At 65.1% G+C, this 16,150-nt stretch carries 9 protein-coding genes; 4 read left to right on the top strand and 5 right to left on the bottom strand.

Annotated features, from left to right (window positions below):
* Positions 1–19: 19 nt before the first annotated feature.
* The 4 genes from KF724_06340 to KF724_06325 all read right to left on the bottom strand — a co-directional run bounded on the left by KF724_06340 (position 20) and on the right by KF724_06325 (position 8,214).
* Positions 20–4,117 carry a hypothetical protein gene (locus KF724_06340; GenBank protein ID MBX3355299.1) on the bottom strand — a complete coding sequence of 1,366 codons (4,098 nt, stop codon included), beginning with the start codon at positions 4,115–4,117 and terminating at the stop codon, positions 20–22.
* A 412-nt stretch (positions 4,118–4,529) separates the two neighbouring features.
* On the bottom strand, positions 4,530–5,138 hold the full coding sequence (mqnB, locus tag KF724_06335; GenBank protein ID MBX3355298.1) for a futalosine hydrolase: 609 nt from the start codon (positions 5,136–5,138) through the stop codon (positions 4,530–4,532).
* On the bottom strand, positions 5,135–6,508 hold the full coding sequence (gene hisS / locus KF724_06330) for a histidine--tRNA ligase (GenBank protein MBX3355297.1): 1,374 nt from the start codon (positions 6,506–6,508) through the stop codon (positions 5,135–5,137). The genes mqnB and hisS overlap by 4 nt, the downstream gene beginning before the upstream one ends.
* 38 nt (positions 6,509–6,546) lie before the next feature.
* Positions 6,547–8,214: a methylmalonyl-CoA mutase gene (locus KF724_06325; GenBank protein MBX3355296.1), complete on the bottom strand. Its 1,668-nt coding sequence runs from the start codon at positions 8,212–8,214 to the stop codon at positions 6,547–6,549.
* 247 nt (positions 8,215–8,461) lie between these two features.
* Here KF724_06325 and KF724_06320 point away from each other — a divergent pair, with 247 nt between their 5' ends.
* Both KF724_06320 and KF724_06315 read left to right on the top strand, forming a co-directional pair.
* The gene (locus tag KF724_06320) at positions 8,462–9,190 is read left to right on the top strand and encodes a hypothetical protein (protein MBX3355295.1); all 729 of its coding nucleotides are present in this window, start codon (positions 8,462–8,464) and stop codon (positions 9,188–9,190) included.
* A gap of 210 nt (positions 9,191–9,400) precedes the next feature.
* The gene (locus KF724_06315) at positions 9,401–10,462 is read left to right on the top strand and encodes an EamA family transporter (protein MBX3355294.1); all 1,062 of its coding nucleotides are present in this window, start codon (positions 9,401–9,403) and stop codon (positions 10,460–10,462) included.
* Here the strand turns inward: KF724_06315 and KF724_06310 are convergent.
* On the bottom strand, positions 10,422–14,114 hold the full coding sequence (locus KF724_06310) for a homocysteine S-methyltransferase family protein (protein ID MBX3355293.1): 3,693 nt from the start codon (positions 14,112–14,114) through the stop codon (positions 10,422–10,424). The two genes, KF724_06315 and KF724_06310, sit on opposite strands and share 41 nt — an antisense overlap.
* A gap of 200 nt (positions 14,115–14,314) precedes the next feature.
* Between KF724_06310 and KF724_06305 the strand changes: the two genes are divergently transcribed.
* Together KF724_06305 and KF724_06300 are read left to right on the top strand one after the other, a co-directional pair.
* Positions 14,315–15,133 carry a hypothetical protein gene (locus KF724_06305; GenBank protein MBX3355292.1) on the top strand — a complete coding sequence of 273 codons (819 nt, stop codon included), beginning with the start codon at positions 14,315–14,317 and terminating at the stop codon, positions 15,131–15,133.
* Between the two features lie 80 nt (positions 15,134–15,213).
* Positions 15,214–16,107 (top strand): hypothetical protein, encoded by an 894-nt coding sequence (locus KF724_06300; GenBank protein ID MBX3355291.1) that lies wholly within the window; start codon positions 15,214–15,216, stop codon positions 16,105–16,107.
* Positions 16,108–16,150: the final 43 nt, after the last annotated feature.

Genomic DNA, 16,150 nt, shown 5'->3' with positions numbered 1-16,150 from the left:
GCCCCGTGCCGTTTCCTCTTTACGGCACGGGCCCCCACGCACCAAGGAGGATCGCGATGTCAATGCCATCGACCACGCCATCGCCATTCAGATCGCCGGGACAACCGGGGCACGGGCCCCATGAGCCGAGCAGAATCGCGAGGTCGGCTCCATCAACGACGCCGTCATCGTTGATGTCGCCAATGGCCCGCACCTTCAGCAGCACACCGCTCGCGCCGATCTGCGGATCGATGAAGAGCGTGAGGGGCAGCGTCGGAACCGATGTTGTTGCAAAGGAGCCCGTCCTGTCGCCCGCGACAAGCACGCCGAAGGTGTCGCTCCACACCGGCACGAATCCGTTGATCAGTTCAACATGGAGCGCGCCACCGAGCGAGGCGAGACCGGAGACGGCCACGCGATCGAACTCGACGCCCGCCTCCAGGCCGCCCAGTTGAATGAGCAGAGCACCGGAGGCGGTTTGCGTGAAGTTGCCGTTGATCGCGAGTTCACCTGCGGATGAGCCCGGGCTCACAAGACCGCCATTCAGGGTCGACGCACTCACGATGCCGTCGCCTGACAGAATGCCGTCGTTGCAGATGATCAACCCGGGAGCGGAGACGAGGCCGTCCACGAGCCGCAGGTTCGCCGACTGCGCCAGGCAGCCGAAGGCGAACGGATCCACCGAGGTGAGGGTGCCGCTCACCTCGATCGTCCCCGCCACCCAGTTGACCAGCGAACCTGAGTGCACTGCCAGGTCCACCACCGAGAGCAGCGCCGAGGCGTCGAAGAGATTGAGAGTGCCACCGGCCTCGATGATCACGGTGTTCACGAAGACCGCGCCATTCAGGCCGATCGTGAGCACGCCTCCGGCCTGGATCGAGAGCGTCTCGATGACCTCGAGCGATGCACCGGTCGCCGAGCTGATCACCAGTTCGCCACCACTCTCGATCGTGACATTCCGAGCGATCGCGCCGAGCGCATCGATGATGACCTGCTTCCGAATGGTCACATCCGACATCTCCGTCGGCACACCCGTACACCAGTTGCCTGCGTTGAACCAGGAGCCGCCGCCGGAGCCGATGAAGCGACCCGTCGCCTCGACGGTGACCGTCGCGGTGCAGGAGCTCTCGTTCCCGGCCGAATCTCGCACCGTGAGCGTCACCGTGTGCGAACCGACATCGGCGCAGGTGAACGCGCTCTTCGAGAGCTCCATGAACGCGATGATGCAGTTGTCGCTGCTGCCATCATCGATGTCATCGGGGGTGATCGTCGCGTTCCCGTTCGCGTCGAGCGTGATCGTGATGTCCTTGCACACGGCGACCGGAGGCTCGGTTTCGAGACCGTAGGCCACCGAAGTCGGCCCGTAGGTGATGTCGATCGTGCAGAGGCGCGGCAGCGGATGCAGCACGCTCGTGAACTCGCCCAGGCGAGCGCCGCCCGATGTGCTGAGGAAGGTGATCGTCTCGCCCAGCGCCGGCGTGAAGCCACCCGCGAAACTCAGCGACGCAAGACCGTTGAGTTCGAGATTGCCCGTGGAGGTCAGACGCACCGGACCGGCAGCGCTGCTGAACACCACCGACAGGGCGCCCGAGGCACCCTGCTCGTAAATGCCTGAGACTGCGAGGTCACTTTGCGCCCCGAGCACCACCGCGCCGTTGTTCGTGAAGGTCCCACCCAGCGGCGATGCGGCAAAGTCGCGGCCACCGGCTAGTTCGAAAGCAGCGCCCGAACCGATCGTGGTCAGTCCACTGACTGCCGGGATGCTCGAGCCCGGTCCATCGAGCACCACTTGCGCACCCGACCCGAGCGTACGGATCGTCGCCGCTGGCCAGACGATCGTGCCTCCACCCGGTCCCGCTGACCATGTTCCGCCCATCAGCGTGTTCGTCCCTCCGTCGTAGTTCGTCACCACTGCCGACTGGATCGACACCGTTCCCGCCACCGCGTGGATCGTGCCTTGGTTCGACAGGTTCGAAAGCGATGAGAGTGTCAGTGTCTGGCCCGCAAGTTCGCCCGAGATCAGACCCTGGTTCACCACCAGCTTCGTGCCGCCGGCCGCGCCGAAGAGTGAACCCACGATCGCAATGCCGCTCCCCCGAACCACGGTGGAAGGCCCCAGCGTCAGGGTCTGCTCTGCGCCAGCCCCCCAGAAGCCGAGCGTTCGATTGTTGAGCCCCGATGTCCCCTGAAGGATCACTTCCGCGTTCAGCGTCGCACTCCCCTCCGCCGCGAGACGGGCGTTGGCCCCAGACACCACCACTTGGCCGTTCACGGTCAGGAAGTCGGCGAAGCGAAGACTCGCGCTCGCCGCCGAAAGCACCATGTCACCGTTCACCGTCACGCCAACCAGCCGATTGCCGCTGTTGGATGACGCCGACAGCATCGCTCCGCGCGTCAACGCGACCGTGCCACCCGTCATCGTTCCGCCATTCAGAGTCCACGATCCAGTCCCCCCATCCAGCGTCAGCGTCGAGGCAGTGTTGTCGAGATTCCCCGTGAAGCTCACCGACCCGCCGTTGTTCACGAAGGTTCCCAGCGATGATGTTGTGAAGTTGCCACCCAGCACCAGCGCAGCTCCGGATTCCACGATTTGAGTACCCGAACTGATCCACGACGCCGACTGGATCGACACCGTTCCCGCCACCGCGTGGATCGTGCCTTCGTTCGACAGGTTCGAAAACGATGAGAGTGTCAGTGTCTGACCCGCAAGTTCGCCCGAGATCAGACCCTGGTTCACCACCAGCTTCGTGCCGCCGGCCGCGCCGAAGAGTGAACCCACGATCGCAATGCCGCTCCCCCGAACCACGGTGGAAGGCCCCAGCGTCAGGGTCTGCGCTGCGCCAGCCCCCCAGAAGCCGAGCGTTCGATTGTTGAGCCCCGATGTCCCCTGAAGGATCACTTCCGCGTTCAGCGTCGCACTCCCCTCCGCCGCGAGACGGGCGTTGGCCCCAGACACCACCACTTGGCCGTTCACGGTCAGGAAGTCGGCGAAGCGAAGACTCGCGCTCGCCGCCGAAAGCACCATGTCACCGTTCACCGTCACGCCAACCAGCCGATTGCCGCTGTTGGATGACGCCGACAGCATCGCTCCGCGCGTCAACGCGACCGTGCCACCCGTCATCGTTCCGCCATTCAGAGTCCACGATCCAGTCCCCCCATCCAGCGTCAGCGTCGAGGCAGTGTTGTCGAGATTCCCCGTGAAGCTCACCGACCCGCCGTTGTTCACGAAGGTTCCCAGCGATGATGTTGTGAAGTTGCCACCCAGCACCAGCGCAGCTCCGGATTCCACGATTTGAGTACCCGAACTGATCCACGACGCCGACTGGATCGACACCGTTCCCGCCACCGCGTGGATCGTGCCTTCGTTCGACAGGTTCGAAAACGATGAGAGTGTCAGTGTCTGACCCGCAAGTTCGCCCGAGATCAGACCCTGGTTCACCACCAGCTTCGTGCCGCCGGCCGCGCCGAAGAGTGAACCCACGATCGCAATGCCGCTCCCCCGAACCACGGTGGAAGGCCCCAGCGTCAGGGTCTGCGCTGCGCCAGCCCCCCAGAAGCCGAGCGTTCGATTGTTGAGCCCCGATGTCCCCTGAAGGATCACTTCCGCGTTCAGCGTCGCACTCCCCTCCGCCGCGAGACGGGCGTTGGCCCCAGACACCACCACTTGGCCGTTCACGGTCAGGAAGTCGGCGAAGCGAAGACTCGCGCTCGCCGCCGAAAGCACCATGTCACCGTTCACCGTCACGCCAACCAGCCGATTGCCGCTGTTGGATGACGCCGTGAGCGGATTCGCGAAAGTCCATGTTCCCCCCTGCATCGTGCCGCCGTTCATCGCGATGGTGCCCGTCACATTGGCCACGGTGCTCAGGATCAGCGTGCCCCCGTTCAAGTTCAGCGTCTCGGCGCACTCGAGGCTGTTGATCGTGGCCGTGCCCGTTGTGAAGTTCACGCTGATCGCCGCGGGGACATCGATCACGACATCATCGGTCGCTCCGGGAACGCCGACGGGGAGCCAGTTGTTCGCGTCGTGCCACGAGCTGTTGCCAGCATTGCCCGTCCAGGTCCTGGTGGCGGCCAGCGCCGAACTCCCGACCGCGAGTGCGATGACGGACGCCAGCATCGCATGCGAAGACCACACGCTCCGAACTGCATCGCCGCCACGATGACTTTGCATTGACTTTGACATGTTCGCTTCCATTTCTGACCGCTCGGTCCCGTCCAGCCACGATCTGCTGTCAACCGGCTCGGAGCCTTCCCATCCCATGCTCCGTTGCGTGGGACCGGCTCCAAGCGACAGCTTGCACCTGGATCAAGCGCAATCCGCTGGACAATTCCCTTGAGATTGATGAGAGGCCCTGTCCCTGAATTCGTCAGGGCCACCCCCAGAGAAACTTGAGCAAGCGCTCAATCATCAGCGCGGGCGGCTGCCGGGGTTTCGCGCTGGATGCTGGCGCCAAGTGAAGGAGCCCCCGCTGCTGATGTCCACGACGAGCGCGGCGCGGAGTGTCGGGCCGAGGTCACAGGCCGAACTGCCCATCGACCGCACTCGCTCAGCCCATCGGTCGGAGCTGGCCGAGCGCGGCGCACCCCGCGCGCAGATCCCATGCTTGCCGCGAGCGCTCGCCGGTGGTGTTCGAGATCGCCCGAATCTCAATGGCGGGTACGCCAAGCCGAAGCGCCGCGTGCACCACGGCGGCACCTTCCATCGCTTCGGCAATCGCGCCGCAGCGCGAGGCGACCAGCGCTGCCGCGTCATCGGTCCCGGAGCATGTGGCGACCGTCGCGATCACGCCGCGCCGCGCCCCGGATGGCGCCATCGCGCCGAGGCGATCATCAACGGGCACTCGATTCCCCTCAAATGGCCCGATGGGGAACCCGATGGAGGACATCGTCGCGAAGCCGTCGGGGGTCACGATGCCCTCTTCAAAGTAGATGCACGCCTCGGCGACGACGAGATCGCCAGGCGTCAATCCCGACCCAGGCAGTGCGCCCGCCACTCCGGCGCTGAGCACTGCGTCAAACGGTCCATGTCGAAGGAGCGCCTCGGTCGTGGCCGCCGCCGCATTCACCCGGCCGATCCCAGCGACGATGACCGAAGGGAAGTGCGCTCGCAGCGCGTCGGCCTCGCGCTCGACCGACACGACCGCGAGCACGCTCACGCTGGCTCATCCTCATCGTTCGTCGCAGCAGCGCTGCGCTCGGCACTGATCACGGAAGCCAGCTCACCAAGCGTTGCCGTGCGCTGCGAGCCCGAATCGAGGTTCTTCACCGTCACCGCGCCCTCGGCGAGTTCGGCGCCGAGGATGACCGCCACCCTGGCGCGCTGCTTCGCGGCCTCGGCGAGAAGCTTCCCGACATTGCGCGTGGACTTGTAACTCCGCCGCACATGGAGCCCCGCGCGGCGAAGCTCTGTGGCGAGCGCCGGCAGGCGCTCCTCGCCTTCAGGTGACGCCGCGATCAGGAAGGCAGCTGGCCGCGGAAGGAGCGCCGCGCCATCAGAAGGCAGGAGCCCGCGATCTCGGAGCATCAGCGAGAGCACCACATCGCCCATGCCGAAGCCGATGGCCGGCATCGACGGACCGCCGAAGAGTTCCACCAGCCCGTCGTAGCGACCGCCCCCCGCCACCGCGCGCTCGGCGCCATGCGTGTCGTGAATCTCAAAGACCGTGCCGGTGTAGTAGGCGAGACCGCGCACGATGCCGAGGTCGAAGTCACACCACTCCGCCACGCCTGATGCACCGAGCGCTGCTGCGAGCGCCCGCAGCGGATCGAGCGCCGCCGGGGCGACCCCCGAGCACTCGCGCATCACGCTCTCGAAGAACGCCGGTGCTTCGGGCACTGGGATCGCACGGCCCGCAATGGCATCGAGCCGCGCCAGTGATTCCATATCGAGCCCGATCGCCGCAGCCTGCGCCGCAAACTCCGAACCCGGCACCTTGCCCCTTCGGTCGAGCAACTCGAACGCCTGTGCCGCCCGCTCGGGAGCGACGCCGAGCGCGGCGAGCACCGCCGCGACCGCGTGACGATCGCTCACCCGGCAGCGCACCTCCTTCGGCGAAAGCCCGAGCAACTCGAGCGCGTGGAGCGCCACCGCCATCACCTCGACATCGGCGCCGGCGCCTTCCAGTCCGACGAGATCGACATTCCACTGAATGAACTCGCGCAGTCGCCCTCGCTGAGGGCGCTCCGCTCGGAAGTGCTGCGGAATGGCGAACCACTTGACCGGCACCGGCAGCGCCCCTGCGCGAGCCGCGATCATGCGCGCGAGCGTCGGCGTGAACTCCGGCCGAAGCGCGTAGTCGCTCTCGCCCCCGCTCCGTCGAAAGGAGAAGAGCTCGCTCACGATGCCCGGGCCGCTCTTGGCGGTGTAGAGCTCCAAGTGTTCGAAGGTGGGGCCCTCGATCTCATCGAAACCATGCAGAACGCTTGCGCGGCGCCACACCCCCTCGAGATGGCGCCGCAGCGCCATCTCGGCAGGATAGAAGTCGCGCGTGCCCTTCGGGGCCTGATACTTCGACGATGCGCTCATGGGGCGGCGAGTCTAGGCGTGGCCGCCGCGCCCCTGCTTCACCACTCCGGACCACCGCTGTAGCGGCCGTAGACATCGGCCATCGCCTGCACCATCTCGCCGAGCGTGCAGCGGGCATGGGCTCCCTTGACGAGCGCCGGCATCACATTGCGACCCTCGCGAGCCGACTCGCGAATGGCATCGAGGGCTCCGGCCGCCTCGTCGGCGCTCCTCTCCCGCCGCAACTTGGCCAGGCGGGCATTCTGCTCGTCTTCGACCGCATGCGGAATCTGAAGGATCTCCATCGCCGCATCTTCGTTCCCCTCGGTGTAGGCGTTCACGCCGACGATGATGCGATCGCCCGCTTCCATCTCCTGGCCGAACCGATAGCTCGCCTCGGCGATCGAGCGCCGGAAGTAGCCGCGATGAATGCCCTCAATGACGCCGCCCATCTCGTCGATCTCGCGGATCATCGCATTCGCGTCCTGCTCCATGCGATCGGTGAGCGACTCGACGAACCAGCTCCCACCAAGCGGATCGACGGTGCGCTGAACGCCCGTTTCATGCGCCAGGATCTGCTGGGTCCGCAGCGCGACACGCACGGCCGTTTCCGTGGGCAGGCCAAGAGTCTCATCCATCGAATCCGTGTGCAGACTCTGGCACCCACCGAGCACGCCGGCCATCGCCTGGAAGGCGACGCGCACGATGTTGTTCAAGGGCTGCTGCTCGGTGAGCGAGCACCCTGCGGTCTGGACATGGGTGCGCATGAGCCATGAGCGCTGATTCTTCGCGCCGAAACGATCCCGCATCGCGAGCGCCCAGATGCGCCGCGCCGCGCGGAGCTTGCAGATCTCCTCGAAGAACTCATTGTGGCTGTTGAAGAAGAAGGAGAGACGCGGCGCGAAAGTATCGACCGGCAGGCCGCGAGCGATGCACGCCTCGACATACTCCATGCCGTCGCGCAGCGTGAAGGCGAGCTCCTGGGTCGCGGTGCTGCCCGCCTCGCGAATGTGGTAGCCGGAGATCGACACGGAGTTCCACTTCGGCAGATGCTGAGAAGCGAACTCGATGGTGTCGACGACCAGCTTGAGGCTCGCCTCGGGTGGATAGATGAACTCGTTCTGGCTGTGGAACTCCTTCAGAATGTCGTTCTGAAGCGTTCCGCCGAGCGAGGACCACGGGATTCCGCGCTCCTCCGCCATGGCCAGGTACATCGCCCAGATGACTGCGGCGGGACCGTTGATGGTCTGGCTCACCGTCACCTCTCCGATCGGAATGTCGGCATAGAGGCGATGCATGTCCTCGATCGACGCCACAGCGACTCCGCAGCGACCCACTTCGCCAACGCTCAGCGGATCGTCGCTGTCGCGCCCCATGAGCGTGGGAAGGTCGAACGCCGTCGAGAGGCCCGTGTTGGCCTTCGTGCCCTTCGCGTTCTCGAGCAGATACTTGAAGCGGCGATTGGTGTCGTCAGCACTCCCGAATCCGGCGAACTGGCGCATCGTCCAGAGGCGGTCGCGGTACATCGTGCGGTGAATGCCGCGCGTGAATGGGAACGCTCCAGGTTCACCGATCCGCTCCGACGGCGCGGCGACATTCTTCGCCGAAGTCGTCGAGACCGTCGACGGCCCGTAGATGGCGTCCAGCTCGTAGCCGGAGATGGTCACCGCTTCCGGATCGAGCGGACGAGAGGAGTGGGCCGTGCGAGGGTCGTGAATGCTGGTCATGGTCGATGATTCGATGGTGCAGATGAGACGACTTCAAGATGCGCGGTTTTTGCGGGCATCGCCGCAGCCGCGTTTGACTTCGGGCAAGAGTCAGATAACCAAACACGAAGGAGCACCGCGCTCCCGATGAAGAAGCGTAGCAAAGAGGGCACTGGACTTGAATCCGCGGTGCCACCAGTTACCATCCCCACCGCAGGCATCATCGGGATAGGGGACCCATTTCGGTTCTCATGCAGAGAGGGAAAAGATGACTTTGAATCACTCGATCGCCCGTTCGCTCGGGCTTGCGGCCGTTCTCGTCGCTTCGTCGGCCGCCATGGCATCGACCGAAACGGCGCCATCGCTTTCCTTCGACCTCAAGGTCGGCTCGACCTCGGCGAGTTGGTCGGACAACTTCGGAGTGGCTGTCGCGGACTCCAAGTTCTTCTCCTACGCCGGTTCGAAGAACACCTCGAAGGGAAGCTTCGAGTACTCGATCATGGCCGACCCTGACCCGGTCCTCGGCTTTGACTTCAGCTTCTGGAACACCTCAGACGAGACGCAGGTGTTCAGCGTTCTGGTCACGCTGCCAGTGGTTCCGTGGGCGAACGCCACCACCATGGGTGCGTCGATCGGCGGTTCGGTGACGGACGCCAATGGTGATGGCATCGGCACCCTTTCGTCGGTCGGAACTGACTCGGTGTTCACCGGCTGGATCGACGGCGCCCTGTGGATGCCGCTGCTCAAGGCCATCTCCGTCGATGTGCCATTCACCGGTGGAACCTCGATCATCAGCGATGTTGATGGTCTCCCCGGCCCGAGCAAGCCCGGCCCCTTCGGTGTCGCGAACACCATGTCGATCGCGCTTGAGTTCCAGTTGACTCCGGGCGATCGCGCTTCGTTCACTGGCGTCTTCATCGTCGAGTACATCCCCGCTCCCAGCGCGCTGGTCGTGCTGGCAGGTGGCACGGTGATCGGTCGCCGTCGTCGCAACTGACGCGAGCGGATCCATGCGGTCGAACCGGGGGTTCAGCCCTCGGCACAAGACCCGGAACAATCTGAACGCGACGCTTCAAACATCGTCACTCTCTGAACGCCGGTCCCCATGGGCCGGCGTTCTTCTTTGCAGACACACGCCCCGCGAAGCTGAAGGACCCGCACAACGGAGTGCATCCCACTCCGCACACAGCGAGAATGCAGAGTGACCGTGCAGAGCAAGGCCCACCGAGTGCAGCTCGTTGCCGCCTTCTCGGCCGTCTATCTCATCTGGGGCTCGACTTACCTGGGCATGAAGATCGCCATCGAGGCGATTCCGCCCCTTCCGATGGGCGCAGTGCGCTTCACCACCGCGGGCGTGCTGCTCATCCTGGTGCTGGTGGTCGCGGGGCGCGTCGATCTCGCATGGCTGCGCTCTCTTCGATACTGGCGCTCCGCCGCGCTGACAGGAACGCTGATGCTGGTCGGCGCGAATGCGCTGTTGGCCTGGAGCCTTCACTGGATTCCGTCGGGGACCGCGGCGCTCGTGGTCGCGTGCACACCCGTCTGGCTGGTGCTTCTTGATTGGCTGCAGACGCGTCGCGGAGCCCCGGGGTGGCGCATCGTGGTCGGATTGATCTTCGGTGCGGCGGGTGTCGCGGCGCTCGCGGGCGTGGGCTCGGGCGCCATGGCAGGTGGTTCCCTCTCTCAAGAGAGCTTCGGCATCCTCGTCGCCACCGGGAGCACGCTCTGCTGGGCGCTGGGTTCGATCCTCGGTCGCCGGACACCGCAGCCGAAGGACCTGCTTGTCGGCGCCGGGATGCAGATGATCGCGGGCGGCCTGGTGATGAGCGCGCTCACCCTGCTGCTCTCGCCGTGGTGGCCCGTCGAGTGGAGCGCGGCGGGCGCAAGGCAATGGAGCGCGATTGCGTACCTCACCATCGCCGGAAGCATGGTGGGGTTCACCGCCTATGTCTGGCTCCTTCAGAACACGAGCGCCGCAAGGGTCTCGACCTATGCCTATGTGAACCCGCTGGTGGCCGTCGCGCTTGGTTGGCTGGTGCTCTCGGAGACTCCCTCCACGCGCGTGCTGATCGCGGCGCCGGTCATCCTTGCCGGGGTCATTCTCCTCCAGTGGCCCGTTCGATCGCGCGGCGCCGCCACGGTCGCGGTCAAGCCGGGACACTCGGCAAACGCTGATCGGCGGGAACGCGACTCGACCACCGGTGAGCAAGAGCGCACAACCGTCGTCGTCACACCGCGAAGTACTTCGCCTGGGGGTGATGCACGATGATCGCGCTCGTCGACTGCTCCGGCACGATCTGCCAGTTCTCCGTCAGCGTGCAGCCGATGCGCTCCGGCCGCAGCAATCGGAAGAGCTTCTCCTGATCGCTCATGTCCGGACACGCGGGGTAGCCGAAGCTGTAGCGACTGCCGCGATAGTGCTGCGTGAAGAGGCGCTCCACACGCGGGTCGTCGTCGCCGCCGATCCCCAGTTCGCTTCGCATGCGCTTGTGCCAGAGTTCGGCCAGCGCCTCGGTGCACTCGACGCCCATGCCGTGCATGTAGAGGTACTCGGTGTATTCGTTGCGCTCGAAGAGCTGCCTGGCGCGGTGACTCACCTCGATGCCCATCGTGACGCAATGGAAGCCGATCACATCGCGCTCGCCACTCTCGACCGAGCGGAAGAAGTCACTGATGCAGAGCCGCTCCCGGCCAGACTGCCGCGGGAAGCGGAAGGTCTCACGCACCTGCGCGGGATTCTCGGGGTCGTAGATGAGCAGCTCGTCGCCGCGCGACTGGCACTCGAAGTAGCCGTAGGCGACTGCGGGGCGGAGAATTCTCTCCTCGCGGCAGAGCACCTGAAGGCGCGCGAAGATCGCGTCGGCCTGATCCTCGATGAGGCGCTCATAGGACGCTTCATCCATCGCCCCCTTCTTGAAGCCCCACTGACCGCGATAGAGCGCGACCTTGTTGACGAAGGGATAGATCTGCCGGAGGTCGATGTCCTCGACGATTCGATCGCCGAGGAATGGCGGCTTCGGAAGGGAGTGCGTCGAGGTCACGCGTGGCGAAGGTGCGTCTTCAGCGCGACGAGGCGCGCCCGATGAAGCGCCGCCCGCGGGAGTGGCACCGCTCGCGCCGCCGCCCTGGGCGCGAGAAGTCGCGCTGGTCGGGGTCACTCCTGCTGGCGTCGCTCCGGTGGCGCCAGAGGCAGTCGCAGTGGCCACTGCGCCACCGACGGCGCCATCAGCGCGGCTCTCGAGGCGCTGACCGACGCGGGCATCGACCTCCGCTCTCTTCTGGAGGCGCGCTTCGACTTCGGCGTCAATCCGGCTCAACTCACCCGACGCAAGCGCATCACAGACGGCAAGCCCCTCGAAGGCGTCCTTGCCGTAGTACACAGGTCCCTTGTAGATCTTCCGAAGGTGACTCTCGGCGTAGTGGCGCGTCAGCGCCGCGCCGCCCAGCATGACCGGAACGGTGACCCCGATGGCATTCAGCTCATGGAGGTTCTGCTCCATGACGGTGACGCTCTTCACCAGCAGTCCGCTCATGCCGATCACATCGGCCCCGGTGCGCCGCCACGCCTCCACGATCTGCTGGAGCGACTGCTTGATGCCGATGTTGTGCACCTCGTAGCCGTTGTTTGAGAGAATGATGTCGACCAGGTTCTTGCCGATGTCATGGACATCGCCGGCGACCGTGGCCAGCACCACCTTCGCCCGCGCCTGGCCGGTTTCGCTCTTCTCCATGAATGGCTGGAGCAGTGCGACCGACTTCTTCATGACCGACGCGCTCTGAAGCACGAACGGGAGTTGCATGCGCCCTGACGCGAAGAGCTCACCCACCGTCTTCATGCCCGCCAGCAGATGATCATTGATGATCGCCAGCGGCGCATACTTCGAGCGCGCTTCTTCCAGCGTTCGCTCGAGGTTGCGGTCGTCGCCATCCACGATGTGGCGCTGAAGGCGCTCCTCGAGCGGGAGTTCATCGAGCCCGCGCTTGGCGACCGTCGCTTCGGCGCCATCGGGGAAGAGCGAAATGAAGTGCAGCAGCGGATCGAAGTCGGCGGCCTTGCCTTCGGGGCGCCGCTCACCGCGGGCATCGAAGATGAGCCAGCGAGCGGCCTCCCAGTGCTCAGGATCGATGCGATCTCTCGGCTGGATGCGACTCGCGTGCACGATCGCCGCGGTCAGGCCGCGCTCGAGCGCTTCTGCAAGGAAGACGCTGTTCAGCACCGCCCGCGCCGGCGGCTTCAGTCCGAAGCTGACATTGGAGAGCCCGAGCAGGATGCCGCACTTGGGGAAGCGGCGCGAGATCCGCTCGATCCCGTCGAGGGTCTCAAGGGCAAGGCGACGGTCCTCCTCGTTGCCGGTGGCGATCGTGAAGGTCAGCGGGTCGAAGAGGAGATCCTGCTCGTCGAGCCCCCACTTCCGCGTGAAGAGGTCGTGCATCCGCTCGGCGATCGCGAGCTTGCGATCGGCACTCTTGGCCATGCCCGCGACGGGATCCTCGTCGATGGTGAGCGCCACGCAGGCGGCGCCATAGCGCTTGAGCAGCGGGCAGATCTCGTCGAAGCGCTTCTCGCCATCCTCCAGGTTGATCGAGTTGACGACGCACTTTCCGCCGGCGCGCTGAAGCCCTGCCTCGATGACATCGGCCTGTGTCGAGTCGAGCATGAGCGGCGCATTCACCTGACGCACCAGTCGCGACGACACTTCGCTCATGTCGCGGACACCATCCCGCCCCACGAAGTCGACACAGAGGTCGAGGAGTTGTGAGCCGTCGCGAATCTCCTCCTTGGCCATGCCGAGCAGGCCGTCCCACTCTTCGGCGTCGAGCATCCTCTTGAACGCACGGCTGCCGTTGGCGTTGGTGCGCTCGGCGACGATGAGGAAGGAGTTCTCCTGCCGGAACTCGACCATGCTGTAGAGACTGCTGCACCCCGGCGGAAGCGGCACGAGCGTGCGCGGTTCGCGCACGCGACCGTCGATCACCTCGGAGAGTGCGCGGATGTGGCCCGGCGTGGTGCCGCAGCATCCGCCCACCACATTCACCCGGAACTCCTCCATGAAGCGCCTCATGGCCGCGGCAAAAGCCCCTGCCGCAAGCGGATACTCCGTGCGCCCTTCAACGAGGATTGGCAGACCGGCGTTCGGGATGACACTGATCGCTCGAGACCAGTGCTTCGAGAGATAGGCGATGTGCTCGGCCATCTCGACCGGCCCCGTGGCGCAGTTGAGCCCGAGCGACGCGATGGGAAAGGGCGCAAGCGCATTCAGCACCGCGCCAATGTCGGAGCCGAGCAGCATCGTCCCTGTGGTCTCGACCGTGACGGAGACCATGATGGGCACCTCCTCAGGTGAGCGCTTCGCATCGGCGAGCGCATCAAGGCACGCGTTGACCGCGCACTTCACCTGAAGCAGGTCCTGGCAGGTCTCGATGATGAAGCAGTCGACGCCGCCTTCGAGAAGGGCCGCCGCCTGCTCTCGATAGCTGGCGAGCATGGTGGGCCAATCCGTGTTTCCCAGTGTGATGAGCTTCGTGCCGGGCCCCATGCTGCCAGCGACAAACCGCGGCTTCTCGGGCGTGGAGAAGCGATCACACGCGGCGCGGGCCACGAGCGCCGCCTGACGATTGAGCTCCGGAACCCAGCCGACAAGTTCCTGATCGAACTCCGCCGCGACGAGACGATTCGCACCGAAGGTGTTGGTCTCGACGACATCAGCCCCCGCTGCAAGGAACGACTCGTGGATCGACTGAATCAGCGCGGGGCGCGATCGCACGAGAATGTCCGTGCAGTTGTCCCGGCCGAGATAGTCCGACACGCCACAGTCGGGACACGCGTGGACGGAAGTTCCCATGGCGCCGTCGAAGAGCAGCACCCGACGGGCAAGCGCGTCTGCGAATCGCAACGAGGGACGAGCAGTTCCTGGGGTCACGGAGAGAAGCGTAGCGTGGGATCGGCAGCCTTTCAACCGTTCATCCGGATGAACGGATGGTTGAGAACCTTGCCGCGCCCGCACCGTCGGCGCCACCGGAACCACGACCGCAATCCCCGCTCGCCACGACTCGGATCGAATCCGATTCATCAAGTGTCCGCCAACTCTGGCGCGACGGAGGCGAGTTGCTGGAGGAACCCATGCGTTGCTTGAACACCCCTGTTTGCCTTGCCGCCGCATCCACGCTCGCGCTGAGCGTGTCGTTGCTGGCTGGTGATGACCCCGGCTCGTCAACTGATCCCACGCAGGTCACCCCTGCCGCCAAGGAGGTCATCGACCGCGCCATCAATGCCATGGGCGGAGCGGCGCTCTTTGATGCCGTCCAGAGCGTCTCCTTCGACTGCGAGATGGAGAACGCGCAGGGCACCATGCTCATGACGGTCATGGCCCGCAATGGCGCCGGGACCATCATGAATCAGTCACTCATCCCGCCTGGCGGTGGCGAGCCGGTCAACCACCGCGTTTTGACCGCCACCATGAACGCCGGATGGGCGCGCGATGTTGAGTCCGGCGGTGTCCGATTGATGCCCTCGGGCGTGGCTGCAAGCATCGCCCGCGCGGGCGATCAGTGGAACTTCCTGCGCACTGCCATGGGCCAGTTCCGTATGGTCGATCACGACGGGCCAGCCATGTTCGCGGGACGGGAGTGCACGCGGGTGCGCTGCTCCGATCCGCGCACGGCGGGACTCCAGACGCTCACCCTCTACTTCGACGATGAAACCGGCTTGCCGCTCGGCCAGGAGACTGCGACAGCCGCTGGCTCGCTGATCAGCGGCATCGCGCGAATCGACGAGTGGCAGACCGTCGACGGCATGATGATCCCGAAGCGCATCGCCGTGGAGGGACAGACGGGCACAAGCACGCTGACCTTCACTCGCGTGGAGTTCAACGGCGTGCCCGCGTCAGCGTTCGACATGCCCGAGGATGTGGCCACCCTGCTCGTGGCGAGCGCGGGCTGACCCGTTCGCACGGCAATCACGCGGCGGCGCGGCGAGATCGCTCGTCGCGCCTCCGCTTCTTGAGGACTGGAGGTCCCACCATGACACCATCGACTGTCACCCGAAACTCGCGCTTCACGCACACTCGATGGCTTGGTGTGACCGCCTTGGCTGCCGTGACCGTGACCATGGCCGGAACTCAAGGTGCCTCGGGCAACTCGAGGGATCGATCAGGCGACAATGGCGGCACGAACGGGACGGGCACTCAGTTGATCGAGCCGATCGACCGAATCGACAGGAGGCTCTTCTCCGTCACCACCACGCCGACGGCGCTCACCCGGCAGTGGATGAACAGCGTGCTGACCGCCACTGGGAGTCCGCAGAAGCATTCGAATCTCTCGCGCTTCGAGTTCACCTGCGTGGTCACCGGCTCCTTCGGCACAATGACACTCGAGGTGGCCTCGCGCAACACCGGTAGTGTCTTCTTCTCCCAGGAGATAGAGAGCACGAATCGCTTCGACCCGATCCGTCTCCTCAAGTTTGAGATCCTCGACACCTCGGGCCGAGTGACTGCCTCCGATGGTGATCAGCCGATGACGATTCCGCTGCCAGCTGAGGTCATGAGCGCCCTTCGGCGCGCCGGGGATATCTGGAGCCCGATGCTCACCATGCTCGGTCAGTTCGAGCAGGTCCAGAGCGTCTCCACCCAGGTCATCGGTCTGCGGACTTACACCGTTCTCACCATGAGCCAGCCAAAGCTCCCTGGCATGACCGAAGGCCGGATCTTCATCGATACCACCACAGGCCTGCCCGCGATGGTGGATACGACCGTGCTTCGTGACATTCCCATTTCTGGTCGGTACACCATCACGGCATGGCAGACGATTTCAGGAATGCAGATCCCCTTGACCATGATCCTCGACGGGCCGGATGGTCGGAGCAACCTGACCTTCACCCATATGGCGCTCTACGACACCAACGGCAACCCGCTGTAGGGGCTGCGCAGTCGACCAAGGGCGTCACTCTGGATTGCCTTCG

The sequence above is a fragment of the Phycisphaeraceae bacterium genome (genome assembly GCA_019636735.1).
Lineage (GTDB): Bacteria > Planctomycetota > Phycisphaerae > Phycisphaerales > SM1A02 > VGXK01.
Note: the sequence above shows the minus strand (reverse complement) of the source record. Positions and strands in the feature narration are given on the sequence as shown.